14 protein-coding genes are annotated in these 14,173 nt (G+C 75.6%); 7 read left to right on the forward strand and 7 right to left on the reverse strand.

All coding sequences use genetic code 11. From position 1 onward, the window contains the following. Window positions 1-61: 61 nt before the first annotated feature. The 3 genes from ACZ1IK_RS06240 (at window position 62) to ACZ1IK_RS06250 (ending at window position 3,002) form a co-directional block, all read left to right on the forward strand. The gene (locus ACZ1IK_RS06240) at window positions 62-724 is read left to right on the forward strand and encodes a GNAT family N-acetyltransferase (RefSeq protein ID WP_285139644.1); all 663 of its coding nucleotides are present in this window, start codon (window positions 62-64) and stop codon (window positions 722-724) included. Between the two features lies 1 nt (window position 725). Further along, complete coding sequence (glsA, locus tag ACZ1IK_RS06245; protein WP_465098396.1) at window positions 726-2,096, forward strand: glutaminase A; 1,371 nt, start codon at window positions 726-728, stop codon at window positions 2,094-2,096. A 126-nt stretch (window positions 2,097-2,222) separates the two neighbouring features. Then, window positions 2,223-3,002, forward strand: a complete 780-nt coding sequence (locus ACZ1IK_RS06250; RefSeq protein ID WP_144825434.1) for a Pr6Pr family membrane protein — start codon at window positions 2,223-2,225, stop codon at window positions 3,000-3,002. A gap of 27 nt (window positions 3,003-3,029) precedes the next feature. Here the strand turns inward: ACZ1IK_RS06250 and ACZ1IK_RS06255 are convergent, their stop codons facing one another. The 6 genes from ACZ1IK_RS06255 to ACZ1IK_RS06280 form a co-directional block, all read right to left on the reverse strand. After that, window positions 3,030-3,695: an SDR family oxidoreductase gene (locus ACZ1IK_RS06255; protein ID WP_041104097.1), complete on the reverse strand. Its 666-nt coding sequence runs from the start codon at window positions 3,693-3,695 to the stop codon at window positions 3,030-3,032. 98 nt (window positions 3,696-3,793) lie between these two features. After that, complete coding sequence (locus tag ACZ1IK_RS06260) at window positions 3,794-4,849, reverse strand: siderophore-interacting protein (protein WP_041104096.1); 1,056 nt, start codon at window positions 4,847-4,849, stop codon at window positions 3,794-3,796. Beyond that, on the reverse strand, window positions 4,846-5,715 hold the full coding sequence (locus tag ACZ1IK_RS06265; RefSeq protein ID WP_206452404.1) for an ABC transporter ATP-binding protein: 870 nt from the start codon (window positions 5,713-5,715) through the stop codon (window positions 4,846-4,848). The genes ACZ1IK_RS06260 and ACZ1IK_RS06265 overlap by 4 nt, the downstream gene beginning before the upstream one ends. Beyond that, window positions 5,712-6,782, reverse strand: coding sequence for an iron chelate uptake ABC transporter family permease subunit (locus ACZ1IK_RS06270; protein ID WP_465098397.1), 1,071 nt, complete (start codon window positions 6,780-6,782; stop codon window positions 5,712-5,714). The genes ACZ1IK_RS06265 and ACZ1IK_RS06270 overlap by 4 nt, the downstream gene beginning before the upstream one ends. Then, the gene (locus ACZ1IK_RS06275; protein ID WP_036314493.1) at window positions 6,779-7,837 is read right to left on the reverse strand and encodes a FecCD family ABC transporter permease; all 1,059 of its coding nucleotides are present in this window, start codon (window positions 7,835-7,837) and stop codon (window positions 6,779-6,781) included. The genes ACZ1IK_RS06270 and ACZ1IK_RS06275 overlap by 4 nt, the downstream gene beginning before the upstream one ends. 9 nt (window positions 7,838-7,846) lie before the next feature. After that, window positions 7,847-8,923: an iron-siderophore ABC transporter substrate-binding protein gene (locus ACZ1IK_RS06280; RefSeq protein ID WP_248086804.1), complete on the reverse strand. Its 1,077-nt coding sequence runs from the start codon at window positions 8,921-8,923 to the stop codon at window positions 7,847-7,849. Between the two features lie 202 nt (window positions 8,924-9,125). Here ACZ1IK_RS06280 and ACZ1IK_RS06285 point away from each other — a divergent pair, with 202 nt between their 5' ends. The 4 genes from ACZ1IK_RS06285 to ACZ1IK_RS06300 all read left to right on the forward strand — a co-directional run bounded on the left by ACZ1IK_RS06285 (window position 9,126) and on the right by ACZ1IK_RS06300 (window position 13,131). Further along, window positions 9,126-9,869: a ubiquinone/menaquinone biosynthesis methyltransferase gene (locus ACZ1IK_RS06285; protein WP_141843835.1), complete on the forward strand. Its 744-nt coding sequence runs from the start codon at window positions 9,126-9,128 to the stop codon at window positions 9,867-9,869. A 334-nt stretch (window positions 9,870-10,203) separates the two neighbouring features. After that, window positions 10,204-10,932, forward strand: coding sequence for a response regulator transcription factor (locus ACZ1IK_RS06290; RefSeq protein ID WP_029248286.1), 729 nt, complete (start codon window positions 10,204-10,206; stop codon window positions 10,930-10,932). Window positions 10,933-11,026: 94 nt separating this feature from the next. Next, window positions 11,027-12,604, forward strand: coding sequence for a sensor histidine kinase (locus tag ACZ1IK_RS06295; protein WP_465098398.1), 1,578 nt, complete (start codon window positions 11,027-11,029; stop codon window positions 12,602-12,604). A 140-nt stretch (window positions 12,605-12,744) separates the two neighbouring features. Then, on the forward strand, window positions 12,745-13,131 hold the full coding sequence (locus ACZ1IK_RS06300) for a WGxxGxxG family protein (protein ID WP_036314487.1): 387 nt from the start codon (window positions 12,745-12,747) through the stop codon (window positions 13,129-13,131). 94 nt (window positions 13,132-13,225) lie between these two features. Here the strand turns inward: ACZ1IK_RS06300 and ACZ1IK_RS06305 are convergent, their stop codons facing one another. Continuing rightward, window positions 13,226-14,149 carry an ArgP/LysG family DNA-binding transcriptional regulator gene (locus tag ACZ1IK_RS06305; protein WP_135040394.1) on the reverse strand — a complete coding sequence of 308 codons (924 nt, stop codon included), beginning with the start codon at window positions 14,147-14,149 and terminating at the stop codon, window positions 13,226-13,228. Window positions 14,150-14,173 lie beyond the last annotated feature (24 nt).

Below are 14,173 nucleotides of genomic sequence, written 5' to 3' on the forward strand. Positions count from 1 at the left end.
GGGTGGGGCGTGCGTCGGCCGGTCCGATGACGCGCCCGGCCCCGTCCCTAGACTGGCGGCCATGACCTCCCCGGACCCCGCGCCCCCGCGCCCCCGCGTCCACGTGCTCACCCTGCGCCCGGATGGAGCCCGTGAGGACACCGCCCGCCGCGTGGGCGCCGTCCTCGCCGAGGCCTTCGCCACGGACCCGTACACGCTCGGGCTCGTGCCCGAGGACCGGCGCGGGCCCCGCCTCGAGCGCAAGTTCACCGCCGCCGTGCGCCAGGGGCTGCGCGCGGGGGCCGACGGCGCCCCGCTGGGCGCCGTGGACGTCGCCGTGGACGCGGCCGCCGGCACGCTGCTCGGCGCCGCCGTGTGGACCTCCCCCGCCGCCCCCCGCGGGGTCGACGTGCCGGGCCTGCTGGCGGGGCTGCCCACCGCCGTCGCCGTCCACGGCCGCCACACCCTCGCCCTGAAGCGGATCCAGGCCGCCTGCGAGCGGGCCCGCCCGGCAGGCCGGCACTGGTACCTTGAGGAGGTCGGCACCGTCCCGTCCGCCCGCGGGCGCGGGGCGGCGAGTGCGCTGGTGCGCCACGGCCAGCGCCGCGCGTCGGGTCTGCCCGTGCACCTCGAGGCGTCCGTGCCCGCCACCGTCCCGTTCTATGAGCGGCTCGGCTTCCGTGCGACCGGCCACGTGCCCGTGCCCGGGGGCGAGCCCCTGACCTGCCTGCGCTGGGAGGCCTGAGATGAGACACCCGATCCCCGACTACCTGGCGAGCCTGGTCACCGAGCTCGGCGCCGTGAACCCGGGCGAGACGGCCCAGTACATCCCCGTGCTCGCGGAGGCGGACCCGGACCGCTTCGGCATCGCGCTGGCCACCCCCACCGGGCGGCTGCACTTCGCGGGCGACGCGGACGTGGAGTTCACCATCCAGTCCGCGTCCAAGCCGTTCACGTACGCGGCCGCGCTCGTGGACCGGGGCTTCGCCGCCGTGGACCGGCAGGTGGGGTTGAACCCCTCGGGCGAGGCCTTCAACGAGCTCTCCCTCGAGGCGGAGTCGCACCGCCCGGACAACGCCATGATCAACGCCGGCGCGCTCGCGGTGCACCAGCTGCTCGTGGGACCGGAGGCGAGCCGGAAGGAGCGGCTGGACCGGGCCGTGGAGATCATGTCCCTGCTCGCCGGGCGTCGGCTCTCGGTGGACTGGGAGACGTACGAGTCCGAGATGGCGGTCTCGGACCGCAACCTCTCCCTGGCGCACATGCTCCGCAGCTACGGGGTGCTGCAGGACTCCGCCGAGGAGATCGTGGCCGGGTATGTGGCGCAGTGCGCCGTGCTCGTCACCGCCAAGGACCTCGCTGTGATGGGCGCGTGTCTGGCGACCGGCGGCATCCACCCGATGACGGGAGAGCGGATGCTGCCGTCCATCGTGGCGCGGCGCGTGGTGTCCGTGATGACCTCCTCCGGCATGTACGACGCCGCCGGGCAGTGGCTCGCCGACGTCGGGATCCCGGCCAAGTCCGGGGTGGCCGGCGGTGTGCTCGGCGCGCTGCCGGGTCGCGTGGGGATCGGCGTGTTCTCGCCGCGCCTGGACGAGGTGGGCAACTCGGCGCGCGGCGTGCTGGCGTGCCGCCGCCTCTCCGAGGACTTCCGGCTGCATCTCATGGACGGGGACAGCCTGGGCGGCACCGCCGTGCGCTTCGTGGAACGCGAGGGTGACCGCGTGTTCGTGCATCTGCAGGGCGTGATCCGGTTCGGCGGTGCGGAGGCGGTGCTGGACGCGCTCACGGACCTGGACACCGGTGCGGAGAAGCCCGGCACCGGGTGGGACGCCGCCGTCTACCCGCGGTGGCAGGAGGCCGCGGCGGACAGCGCGGCGCTCTCGGCCGCGACCGGCGGCGGGGCGGTGCACGAGGCCGCCGCCGTGGCCGCCCGAGATGAGAACGACGGGCCCATCCGCACCGTGGTGCTCAACCTCACGCGGGTGGACCGGATCGACGACGTCGGCCGACGGCTGATCGCCGAGGGCGTGCGCCGGCTGCAGGCCGACGGCGTGCGGGTGGAGGTCGAGGATCCGGAGCGCATCCTGCCGCTGGAGGAGGCCGGCGCCCACTGAGGCGGCGGGGCGGGCAGGAGGGGGGGCGCGGCGGTGTTCTCCGTCTCGCCCCCTTTCGTTCAACTGCTGTTCATGTGAGAATGGGCGGTCTCATCCCTTGACCCCGCCGTTCGAGGACGACCCCCCATGCCCCTTTCCACCCTCCGCGTCAGCCTGCCCTCCGTCCGCCGCACCCGCCCCGCCCCGCAGGGGGTCCGTGAGCGGATCGCGCACGCCGTCGTGTCCCGGCTGCAGCCGCGTCCCGTGCCGCCGGTGGACCGTCGGAGCCGCCTGGCGTGGCAGGTCTCGGGGGCACTGCCGCTGATCGGGTGCCTGACCTCGTTCCCCATCGGGATGTCCAAGGACTCCATGGTGATCCCGGGCGTCGGCTATCAGGGCGGGTTCCCCGCGGGCTGGTCCCACGCCCTCAACCAGCCGGCGTACTTCACGTGGCTGTCCAACGCGCTGGTCGCGGGCACGTCGCTGACGCTGGCCGCGCGTCGTGAGGCGCCCACGTCGGACGCGTTCTGGGCCGTGCGCACCGCCGGCCTCGGCTCGGTGCTGGTCACGGGGATCGTCTACAACGCGGTGCTGCGTGGCCGCGAACAGGACACCTTCCTCTACCGGTTCAACGACGCGCTGCAGCACATCGTCAACCCCGTGCTCGCCCCGGCGGTGTGGGCGCTGTTCGACCCGCGCGGGCAGATCACGCCGCGGCGCGCCGGCCTGGCCTCGGTCATCCCGCTGATGTGGGCGGCGGTGACCATGGCGCGCGGGCCCCGCATCGACTGGTACCCGTACCCGTTCCTCGACGTGCCGCGGCTCGGCCGCCGCAGCGTGGGCGTCGTGCTCGCCGGGATCCTGGCCGGCTTCACCGGGCTCATGGGCGTGCTCGGCACCGTGGACCGCCGCCTCGGCCTGGCCTGAGGGGCCGTCCCCGGCGCTGGCGGCGCGTCAGTCGCCGCGGACGGCCTCGGCCACGGGCACGTCGCCGTCCACGAAGTCGATCTTCCGGCCCACCGTGCCCGGCTCGCTGAGCACGGCCACGATCGCCCGGGCGACGTTGCCGCGGCTGGCCCCACGCTGCGGGGCATCGGAGTCGGAGAGGTCCGGGTCCACGGTGATGCGGCCGGACGGCTCCTCGTCGGTCAGGGCGCCGGGACCGAGGATGGTCCAGGCCAGCCCGGAGTCCCGCAGCGCCTCGTCCGCCTCGGCCTTGGCCTGCGCGTAGGTGTAGAAGGGGTCGTCCTCGGGCACGTCGTGGTGCAGGGACGCGCCGAGGTAGGACACCATCACGTAGCGCCGCACGCCCGCGGCCTCGGCGGCGCGCATGCTGGCGACGGCGGCGTCGTGGTCCACGGCCCGGGTGCGCTGGGCGTCCCCGCCGCCCGCGCCCGCGGAGAACACGACGTTGTCCGCGTCGCGCAGCGCGTGGAGCAGCTCCTCCTGGTCCGCCTTCTCGATGTCCAGGACGAGCGGTTCGGCGCCGGCGGCGCGGACGTCCTCGGCGTGATCGGGGTTGCGGATGATCGAGACGACGTCGTGGCCGGCCTCCGCCAGCAGAGGTGCGGCGAGCAGGGCCACCTTGCCGTGGCCGCCGATGATCACGGTGCGGGTCATGGGAATCTCTCCTTCGGTTCGATCGGGTGCTGAACTCCCACAGTAGGGAGAGCCCGACGCCGGTGCGAGGGCGGAGCGGCGCTCCACCACCCCACTCCTCAGCTCTCCGCCTGGCCCTCCCGCCAGTAGCCCATGAAGGAGACGTGCTTCTTCGGCACGCCGCCGGGGCCCACGCTGAGCCGGCGCAGGGCGCGCACCATCGCGGACTCCCCGGCGAGGAACACGTAGGCCTCGGGCCGTTCGTCGGCCTCGAGGGCGGCGACGGTCCACTCGCGCTCGACGGAGGCCGCGGGCGGCGCGACCGGCCCGCCGGCGTCGTCGGGGTCCACGCCCAGCAGGGCGGCGAGGCGGGCGTGCGCCCAGGACCCCGACGGCGCCCCCGGCGCCCGGCGGCCCACGTGCAGGCGCACGCGGCCCCGGTCCGTCAGCTCCGTCACGGCCCGCCAGTCCCACGGCTCGGGGACGGCCAGGCGCTCGGCGATGAGGTCGGCGGCCTGCCCGTCGTGGGGCAGCTCGAGCACGAGGTCCGCCTCGCCGTCGAACCCGCCGAACGGGTCCGCGAGCTCCTCCGCCACGGACACCAGGGCGGGGACGGCGGTCTCGTCGCCCACGGCCAGCACACGGTGCGCCCCCGTCTGCCGCCAGCCGGACCACGCCGGCGCCTCCGCCGAGGGCACCAGCACGTTCACCGCGTCCCCCGCCTGGACGGCGCGCGCCCAGCGCAGGCCCGGCCCCTGATGCGGGTCGGCGGGGTCGTCCGGGTCGCCGTGCAGCACCACGTCCACGGTCAGCGAGGGCACCTGCCGCCCGTCGAGCCGCACGAGCCCGGCCGAGCGCACCGTGTACGTGCGCATCCAGCCGCGCTCCTCCTCGGGGATGGCCAGGAACCCGGCGCGGAACCCGGCGGACAGGTCCGGGTCCGCCGACGTCCCGCCCGGCGGGGGGATCAGCAGCTTCACATAGGCGTCCCGGCGCGGCCGCGCGCCCCGGTACAGGGCGTGCAGGTCGGCGACGCCGGGCGGCAGCAGTCCCAGCAGGTCCCCGCTGGCGGCCTCCAGGTCCGGCCCCGCCAGCACGATCCGCCGGAACCCGCGGCACGGCTGCTCCACGGACACCACGCGCGTGTGCGCCACGATCATGCCGTCGGCGCTCATCGGCGGTCCCCGTTCCCGCGCGGCAGCACCACGGGGTGGCCCAGCAGCGGATCGGCCACCACGTCCGCGTCCAGGCCGAACACCTCGGCCAGCACCTCAGGCACGATCACCTCGCCCGGCGTGCCCTGCGCCACCACCCGGCCCGCGGCCATCGCCACGATGTGGTCCGCGCTGCGCGCCGCCAGGTTCAGCTCGTGCAGCACCGCGACGACGGTCGCCCGGCCCCCGCCGCGCGGGTCCGGGAGCGCGCGCACCAGGTCCAGCACCTCCACCTGATGGCTGAGGTCGAGGTAGCTCGTGGGCTCGTCGAGGAGCACCACCGGGGTCTGCTGGGCGAGCACGAGGGCGAGCCACGCCCGCTGCCGCTGCCCGCCGGAGAGCGTGCCGGCCTCGCGGTCGGCGAGCTCCACGAGGTCGGTGCGCTCGAGCGCCGAGGCGATCGCGGCGTCGTCGCCGGCGGCCCGGCCGCCCAGGAGCCCGCGGTGCGGGTGACGGCCGCGCGCCACGAGCTGCGCCACCGTCATGCCCTCGGGCGCCACGGGATGCTGGGGCAGCAGCGCCACGGTGCGGGCGTAGTCGCGCGCGGACACGCGGGCGGCGTCCCGGCCGAGCACCTCGATGCTCCCGGCGCGCGGGGCGAGCTGGCGGGTCAGGCCGCGCAGCAGCGTGGACTTGCCGCAGCCGTTGGCGCCGATGATCGCGGTGACGCGCCCGGCGGGCACGTCCAGGTCGAGGTCCTCGACGATCGGCGGTGCCGAGGCCGGGCCGTAGCCGAGCGTCAGGCCGCGCAGGCGGATCGCGACGTCGTCGGCGGCCCCGGCGCGCGGTGCGGCGGGGGACGGGACGGTGAGCGGGGGAGCGGTCATGCGGGGCGCACGCCTCCTGGGGTCCGGCCCTGGCGCAGCAGCAGCCAGAGCATGAGCGGGGCGCCGGCGGCGCCGGTGAGCACACCGGTGGGCAGGGCGGCGCCGGTGAGCAGGGGGACGGCCTCGCCGGCCACGAGGTCCGCGAGCAGCACGAGCGCGGCGCCCGTGAGCGCCGCCGCGGGCAGGGAGGGCAGGCCGCGGGTGAGCCCGCGCGCCACCGGGGTGGCCAGCAGCGCGACGAACGCCAGCGGCCCCACGACGGCGGTCGCCACGGCGGCCAGCACTGCGCCGAGCCCCAGCGCCGCGGCCGAGGTGGGGCGCGGTCGGGCGCCGAGGGCGTGCGCGAGGTCCGGGCCGACGTCGGCGGGGGCCAGCCGCGCGTGCAGCACCCCCGCCAGCGGCAGGGCGGCCGCGAGCACGCCCGCGAGCAGCGCAATGCGGCCCCACGTGACGCCGTTGAGCGAGCCGGCGATCCAGACGGTGGCCGACTGCAGGTCGTGCTGGGCCAGCGAGAGCATCGCCCCGGCCACCACGGCCTGGCCCGCCGCCGCCACCGCGATGCCGGCCACCACGAACCGTTCGCCCCCCACGGAGCGGGCCGTGGCGAACACGGCGGCCACCGCCGCGAGGCCGCCGATCAGTGCCGTGGCGGCGCGCGTCAGGTCCGATGCGCCGCCGGTCTGCCCGGCGGTCGCCAGCATCCCCAGCACGACCGCCGCCGCGGCGCCCTGGGTGACGCCCAGGATGTCCGGCGAGGCCAGGGGGTTGCGCAGCGTGCGCCGGTAGAGCGCGCCGGCCGCGCCCAGGGCGGCGCCGGTGAGCACTGCGGCCACGGCGCGGGGCAGCTTCTCCTCCAGCACGATGAAGCTCGCTCCCGGGATCGTCTCCCCGCCCAGGATCCGCACGAGGTCCGGGACGGTCACCTGGTACGTGCCCCACACCACGCGCAGCAGGGCGAGGACCAGCACGGCCACGGCGAGGCCCGCGCAGGCCCGTCCGAGGCGGCGCCGGTCGGAGCGGCGCAGGCGGGCGACGACGTCGTCCGGGGCGGTGTGCTGGAGGTTCATGCGGCCACCCCCGGGCGGCGCAGCAGCGCCAGCAGCACGGGCACGCCGAGCAGGACGGTGGTCACCCCGAGGTGGATCTCCCCGGGCGCCACGACGAGCCGCCCGGCGAGGTCCGCGAGGATCACGAGGACGGCGCCCCACAGGGCGCAGCCGGCCATCAGGGCTCGCGTGCTCGGCGGCCGCAGACGGCGCAGCGCGTGGGGCACGAGCAGCCCCACGAACCCGACCGGCCCGGCCAGCGCCACCGCCGCGGCCGTGAGCAGCACGACCGCGCCCAGCAGCACCGCGCGCACCCGCTCCGGGCGCCCGCCCAGACCGTGCGCGAGGTCGTCGCCGAGGGCGAGGGCGTCGAGCCCGGGGGCCACGGCGACGGCGGCGAGCAGCCCGACGGCGATCACGGGCGCCAGGGCGAGCGCCTCGCCGAGGTCGGCGCGGGCCACCGTGCCCACGGCCCAGAAGCGCAGTCGGTCCTGGACCGTGGGGGAGAGCACGAGCAGCGCCGTGGTGCCGGCGGTGGCGCCGGCGGTGATCGCGGCGCCGGCCAGCACGAGCGCCATGGGGGAGGGGGCGCCGGGTGTCGTCCGGCCCCTCCGCGTGGCGGCCGCCGCCACCGCGTAGCCGAGCGCCGCCGCGACCAGCGTCCCGACGGCGGCCAGCGCCAGCACCCCGAACGTGGAGCCGGCGACGCCGAGCGCCATGCCCGCCGCCACGGCCAGCCCCGCGCCGGCGGAGAGCCCGAGCAGCCCCGGGTCGCCGAGCGGGTTGCGGGTGGCCCCCTGCAGGGCGGCGCCGGCCACGGCCAGCGCCGCCCCCACCAGCGCCCCCGTCACCACGCGGGGCACGCGGGAGGCCACGGCCGCCGCCTCGATGCCCTCCGGCACGGGGTGCCCGGTGAGGACCGCGCCCAGGGTGTCGAGCGCCGTCGTCGCCGGCACGGTGCGCGCGCCGAGGGCGACGCCGGCCACGAGCGCCGCCAGCAGCAGCGCCGCGGGCAGGGCGCCCATCAGCACGCCCGCGCGGACGCGGGCCGGGGAGGCCAGGGCCGTGGACGGCATGGGGAGGGATCAGCCCTGCGCGGTCTTCGCGGCCTCGGCGATCGGCGGGACGACCTTCTCGAGCGCGAACGGGATGGACAGCGGGGAGATCGCGGAGACGGAGAGGACCTCCTGCTCGTCCGTCTGCAGGACGAGGGCGCCGGCCTTCACGGCCGGGATCGAGCCCAGCAGGGGGTCGGACTCGATGGCCTCGCGGACCGAGTCCTGGGCGGCCCAGGAGACGAACACGTCCGACTCCAGCTCGTCCGCGCGCTCGGGCGACCACGTGAAGAAGAACGCCTGGTCCTCCGGGGAGTTCTCCGTCACCACCGGCGCCTGCTCCATGCCGAGCAGCTCGAGGAACTTCGGGCGGTTGTCCACGTCCGTGTAGATGCTGATCTGGTCCGCGGCGGCGGGGTCGATGGTGCCGTAGACGAAGGACGCGCCCTGGAGGCCCGCGTGCTTCTCGCCGGCGTCCTTGATCTGCTGCTCGAGGTCCGCGATGAGCTCCTCCGCCTCCTGCTCCTTGCCGAGCACGCGGCCGATGACCTCCGTGGACTGCTGCCACGAGGTGCCGTAGGCGGGGACGTCCTTCGGGTAGGCCACGGTGGGGGCGATCTTCGAGAGGCGGTCGTAGTCCTCCTGCGTGATGCCGGAGTAGACGGCGAGGATGACGTCCGGCTTCACGGCGGCGATCGCCTCGGCGTCGATGCCGGAGGCCTCGGACCACTGCACGGGCTTCTGGGCGCCCTCGGTCTCGGCGAGCTTCGCGTCGAACCAGTCGGTGGACTTCTCCGCGTTCCCCCCGAACTCCACGGCGGCCATGCCCACCGGCACCACCCCGAGGGCGAGGGTCACGTCCTGGTTCACCCAGGACACGGTGGCCACGCGGGTCGGGCGCTGCGGGATCTCGGTGGTGCCGTAGACGTGCTCGATGCTGCGGGGGAACGCGGCGTCCCCGCCCGCGGCGTCCGACGACGACGCACCGGCCGACGAGGACGAGGCCGAGCCTCCGGCCGGGCCGGTGGAGCACGCGGCGAGCAGGAGGGTGAGGCCGACTCCCCCGCCGGCGAGGAGGGAGCGGCGGGACAGGGGGGACGGTGCCATGGTGGTGGCCTTTCACGGTCGCGACGCGCGGGCGCCGGGCGGAGGGGGTCGGGTCTGCGGTCGGAGGATGCGTCGGCCCTGCCGGGCCGGCATTAGCAAACACCGACGTGAGGTAACTCCGGAAGATTAGGGCAACCTAACGCCTCTGTGCAATCCCGGTGAGGGGCGTCGTCGGGGGAGGTGGGCGGGATACGGTGGCCTGGTGAGCCAGAACCCCCTCCCCGCCCCGCGCGGCGACGCGCAGCGCGGCGCCGCCGACCACCACGACCGGGTCTCCGCGATGTTCGACGCCATCGCCGGCCGCTACGATCTGATGAACGCCGTCATGACATGGGGTCAGGAGCCGCGCCTGGTGCGCCACACGGTGGCGCGGGCCAACATCCCCGCGCAGGCCCGCGTGCTCGACCTGGCCACCGGCACCGGCGACCTCGCGTTCGAGGTGCTCAAGCGGCACCCCGACGCACAGGTGGTGGGCGCGGACATCGCCGCCGAGATGATGGAGGTCGGCCGTGCCCGCGCGGGCGGGGACCGCATCGAGTGGGTCGTCGCGGACGCGACAGACCTGCCGTTCGAGTCCGGCTCGTTCGACGCCGTGACCCACGGCTACCTGCTGCGCAACGTCGCGGACATCCCGGCGACTCTCGCCGAGCAGTTCCGCGTGCTGCGCCCCGGCGGCTGGGTCGCGGCCCTCGAGACGTCGCCGGCGCCGGACAACGTGCTCAAGCCCTTCTCCTCCTTCTACATCCACCGGGTGATGCCACAGCTGGCGAAGCTGATCGCCGACCGGCCGGAGGCCTACGCGTACCTGTCCTCCTCGACGAAGGCGTTCCACACGCCGGACGAGGTCGCGGACCTCTTCGCGGACGCCGGCTTCGTGAACATCGGGCACGAGACCCACATGTTCGGCACCCTGGCCACGCACTGGGCCATGAAGCCGGTCGACTGACGCCGGCCACGCGGCGCGGCGTCAGCACAGGGCGGCCCCGGTGGCGCCGCCGGATGCGTCAGGGCTGTGACGAGTCACGCTGATGTCCGCGTTCCGAGAAGACTCTGGGCCGACCCGGCTGGTCCGCGTAGCATGGGGCTCCGTCGAGGGGGGATCCGCGCACCCCCCGGCCTCCGGTCGCCGCCCGTCCGCCATCCCCCGGAACGGCGTCGCCCCTCCGTCGCGAGGCGCTCGTCCCCCGCAGCCCGCGACGTCCGCGTGGGCACCGTGAACCGTCTCTTGAACGTAGAGGAACCTTGTGAGCCCCATCCAGAGCACCACCGGCCCGTCATCCATGGCGGAGCTGAAGAAGGTCCTGCCCGAGCTCTCGCACCCGGACGGCGCGCCGGTGCGGGTGCTCGTCGTGGACGACGAGCCGATGATCGCCGACCTGCTCTCCATGGGCTTCACCCTCTGCGGCTGGGAGGTGATCGTGGCCCACGACGGCGCGACCGCCGTCGAGCTGGGCACCGCCGGCCGGCCGGACCTGGCGATCCTGGACGTCATGCTGCCGGACATGGACGGCCTGGACGTCCTGGAGCGCCTGCGCGCCCACTGGTCGGAGATGCCCGCCATGTTCCTCACCGCCAAGGACGCGACGGAGGACCGCGTGGCGGGCCTGGCCGCCGGCGGCGACGACTACGTGACCAAGCCCTTCTCCATGGAGGAGGTGCTGATCCGCGCCCACCGGCTCGTGCAGCGCTCCGGCGTGGTCTCGGGCGGCTCCGAGGTGCTCGTGGTCGGCGACCTGGTGATGAACACCCGCACCCACGAGGTGACCCGCGGCGGCGACGAGATCGAACTGACCGCCACGCAGTACAACCTGCTGAAGTTCCTCATGGCCAACGTCCGCACGGTGCTCTCCAAGGAGCGCATCCTGCAGGACGTCTGGGGCTACGACTTCGGCGGCCGCGCGAACATCGTCGAGCTGTACATCTCCTACCTGCGGAAGAAGATCGACGCGGATCGGGATCCGATGATCCACACCATCCGCGGCGCCGGGTATGTCATCCGGCCCGCCTGAGACCGGCGCGGTCCCGTCGGGGCACGGCAGCACCCGCCGCAGGCGGCCCACGTCGCTGGCCCGCCGCGTCGGCGCCGGCGTCCTTCTGATCCTGGTGGCCACCATCCTGGCCTACTCGTTCTTCGCGGCCGGCATCACGAAGGCCCTGCTGACCGAATCCGCCTCCCGGGACGCCTCCGAAGCATGGATCCGCGCCTCGGAGCAGCTGACGGTCCCCTCGCCGGGCGGAGGGGGCGACGTCGGCCCCGGGGAGGGGTACCTGCGCGCGCCGGGTGCCCTCGGCCAGCCCGAGGGGACGGTGGTCGCGCTCGTCCCGCTCTCCGGTCTGGGAGCGCATCAGCAGGACGCCCTCATCGGGCACCGGGTCGGTGACGCCGGGGAGTCCGTGCCGCTCACGGCGCAGGAGGCCCACGACCTCCTCCACGCCGTCCGGGACAGGCCGGGCGGGCCGATGCTGGACGCCGTCGTCGGCGACGTCTCCTATCGCGTCCAGGCCCAGACCCTGACCGCGCCGGGCCCCTGGGTGGCCGCGGACCAGGTACTCGTGGTGGGGGCGCCGACGGGCGCCATGTCCGACGTCGCACGGCAGGCGCTGATCGCGGTCGCCGTCGGACTGTTCGTCACCGTCCTCACCACCGCGATCCTGGTGACCCTGTGGCTGCGTCGGGGGCTGGCCCCGCTGCGCGAGGTCGCCGCCGTCGCCGAACGGGTCGCCCAGGTGGACATGGCCCGCGCCGGGCTCGATCCGGAGGACTCACGCATGCCGCCTCGGCTCCTGCGGGGGCCGGACGAGGTGGCCGTCGTCGCCCAGGCGCTCGACCGGTTCACCGGCTCGGTCGAGGCGGCCCTGGAGCAGCGCCGCGTGCAGGAGCAGCAGATGCGCCGGTTCATGGCGGACGCCTCCCACGAGCTGCGCACGCCGCTCGCCTCGGTGCGCGGCTACGCCGAGATGATCGCGATGACGGAGGAGCTCTCCGCGACCGGCCGGCGGTCACTCGACCGGGTGCTGCTCCAGGCCGACCGGATGGCCGCCCTCGTGGACGACATGCTCCTGCTCGAACGGCTCGAGTCCGTCTCGCGCGGCCGGGCCATGGGTCTGGAGCCCTCCGAGGAGGTGGCGCTGGCCGAACAGGTGGACCTGTCCGAGGTGGTCCTCGAGGGCGTGATGGACGCCCGCGCTGCGTGGCCGGACCACACGTGGGTGGTGGACCTGCCCGAGGGGGCGGAGCCGGGCACCCAGCGGTCCGTCACCGGCGACCGGTCGCAGCTGGCCCGCGTGGTCGGCAACCTGCTCTCCAACGCGGCCAAGCACACCCCCGTCGGGACCACCGTCACGGCCTCCGTGCGGGAGGACCGGCCCCGGCCCGGCCTCATGCTCGTCAGCGTCCACGACGACGGCGGCGGCATCCCGGCCGACCGACACGCCACCCTCTTCCACCGCTTCGTCCGCGGCCCCGGGAAGGGCCGGACGGGCCCCCCGGGCACGGAGCCGTCCACGGGTCTGGGCCTGGCCATCGTGCGCTCGATCGCGCGCAGCCACGGCGGGGACGTGACCGTGGCGTCCGAGGGCGGGTGGACGCGTTTCGACGTCGTTGTGCCCTGCACCCCGGGGCGCGCCGGGCCGGGGGCTGCGGGCTCCTGCTGCGGCTCCGCCCGGGCCGGCCGGCCCTGACCCCGGGACGGCAACCGTTGACGTACCCCCACCCCCCTATGCGTACGGTGCCTGTGTATGACCGAAAGGATCGTCCGGGACTTCCGGCCGATCCACCCCGACGCCGGTCGGCGAAGGCCGCCGGTGAGAGGAGCACGAACATGACTGACATCCGCCGCACCGCCACTGCCCTGACCCTCGCCGCCGCCGTCGTCACCGGCCTCGGCGCCCCCGCCGCCGTCGCGCAGACCACGGCCCCGGCCACCGAGGCCGCCACGACGGCACCGGCCTCCGAGTCGCCCGCCCCCCAGGAGGAGGAGAAGGACGACAACGGCAACTGGGGCCTGTGGGGCCTGGCCGGCCTGCTGGGCCTGGCGGGCCTGGCCGGCCGCCGCAAGCGTGAGGTGCACGCCGAGCCCGTGCGCCGCGACCACCACGTGGGCGGCGCGCACCGCGACCATGACGTGCACCGCGTGGACGACCGCGCCGGCGACGTGCGCGCCGAGGGCGCGGACACCCGCCGCCCGGGCACCGGCGACGCCCGCTGACCCGACCCCGGCCGCCCCGAGCGGCCCGTGACCGCGACCCCCGCCCCTCCGGCGGGGGTCGCGGCGCGTCCGGAGCGGGTCTCGAATGCGCCCGTCAGTCCGCGGTGTCCCCCGCCGAGGGCGCGGCGCGCAGCACCGCGTCCGTGAGGCGGTCCAGAGCCGCGGTCCCGGCCGTCCAGCGCTGCCAGTGCAGGTGCACGTCGGCTGCGCCGAGGGCCGGGATCGGCTCGAGGTCGGGGTGCCGGCCCTCGAGCACGCCCGGCGGGATCTGCACCGAGGGGAGCATGCCCCAGCCCAGCCCGAGCTCCACCGCCCGCAGATACGCGTGCACGGACGGCACGAGGTGGGTCGGCGGGTCGGCCACGGGCCGGCCGCGGGTGACGCGGCGCAGCACCGTGTGCTGCAGGCCGTCGCGGGGGCCGTAGTCCACGATCGGCAGCGTGCCGAAGTCGACCCGGCCCCGCGCGTCGCGGTGCAGCTCCAGCAGGAAGGACGCGCACACCGCGTGATAGCGCATTGTGCCCAGCGGGGTGGAGGTGCACCCGGCCACGGGCGTGGGGTCGTCCGTCACGGCCGCCACGACCGCGCCGTCCCGCAGCAGGACGGCGGTGTGCTCCTGGTCCTCGGACTGCATCTGCAGGACGACGTCGTCCCACGTCGCCGCCTCGCGCAGCACGGGCTCCCACCACGTGTCGAGGGAGTCCGCGTTGAGGGCCACGCGCAGCGGCACGCGGCCGCCGTCACCGCGTCCGAGCGCGGCGAGCGTCTCGTCCTCGAGCGCGAGGGTCTGCCGGGCGAGACGGAGCATGCGCTCTCCGGCCGCGGTCGGCCGGACGGGGACGGTGCGGGCCAGGAGCACCTGGCCCACCTGCCGCTCCAGGGCCTTGATCCGCTGCGAGAAGGCCGAGCCGGAGATCCGCAGGGAGTCCGCGGCGGCGTCGAAGGTGCCGTGGTCGACGGCCGCGACGAGGGCGCGCAGGTGGTCGGAGTTCATGCGGTCCAGGGTAGGGGTGGCCATGAAGGATGTCTTCAGATCCTGAAG

The organism is Micrococcus sp. CS26, from assembly GCF_055522295.1.

What these genes read in the sequence shown, in the direction of transcription:
- ACZ1IK_RS06275 (WP_036314493.1), bottom strand. Translation starts at nt 7,837, where the DNA reads ATGCCGTCCACGGCCCTGGCCTCCCCGGCCCGCGTCCGCGCGGGCGTG.
- ACZ1IK_RS06260 (WP_041104096.1), bottom strand. Translation starts at nt 4,849, where the DNA reads ATGAGCGCCGACGGCATGATCGTGGCGCACACGCGCGTGGTGTCCGTG.
- ACZ1IK_RS06300 (WP_036314487.1), top strand. Translation starts at nt 12,745, where the DNA reads ATGACTGACATCCGCCGCACCGCCACTGCCCTGACCCTCGCCGCCGCC.
- ACZ1IK_RS06250 (WP_144825434.1), top strand. Translation starts at nt 2,223, where the DNA reads ATGCCCCTTTCCACCCTCCGCGTCAGCCTGCCCTCCGTCCGCCGCACC.
- ACZ1IK_RS06255 (WP_041104097.1), bottom strand. Translation starts at nt 3,695, where the DNA reads ATGACCCGCACCGTGATCATCGGCGGCCACGGCAAGGTGGCCCTGCTC.
- ACZ1IK_RS06270 (WP_465098397.1), bottom strand. Translation starts at nt 6,782, where the DNA reads ATGAACCTCCAGCACACCGCCCCGGACGACGTCGTCGCCCGCCTGCGC.
- ACZ1IK_RS06240 (WP_285139644.1), top strand. Translation starts at nt 62, where the DNA reads ATGACCTCCCCGGACCCCGCGCCCCCGCGCCCCCGCGTCCACGTGCTC.
- ACZ1IK_RS06290 (WP_029248286.1), top strand. Translation starts at nt 10,204, where the DNA reads ATGGCGGAGCTGAAGAAGGTCCTGCCCGAGCTCTCGCACCCGGACGGC.
- ACZ1IK_RS06265 (WP_206452404.1), bottom strand. Translation starts at nt 5,715, where the DNA reads ATGACCGCTCCCCCGCTCACCGTCCCGTCCCCCGCCGCACCGCGCGCC.
- ACZ1IK_RS06280 (WP_248086804.1), bottom strand. Translation starts at nt 8,923, where the DNA reads ATGGCACCGTCCCCCCTGTCCCGCCGCTCCCTCCTCGCCGGCGGGGGA.
- ACZ1IK_RS06305 (WP_135040394.1), bottom strand. Translation starts at nt 14,149, where the DNA reads ATGGCCACCCCTACCCTGGACCGCATGAACTCCGACCACCTGCGCGCC.
- glsA (WP_465098396.1), top strand. Translation starts at nt 726, where the DNA reads ATGAGACACCCGATCCCCGACTACCTGGCGAGCCTGGTCACCGAGCTC.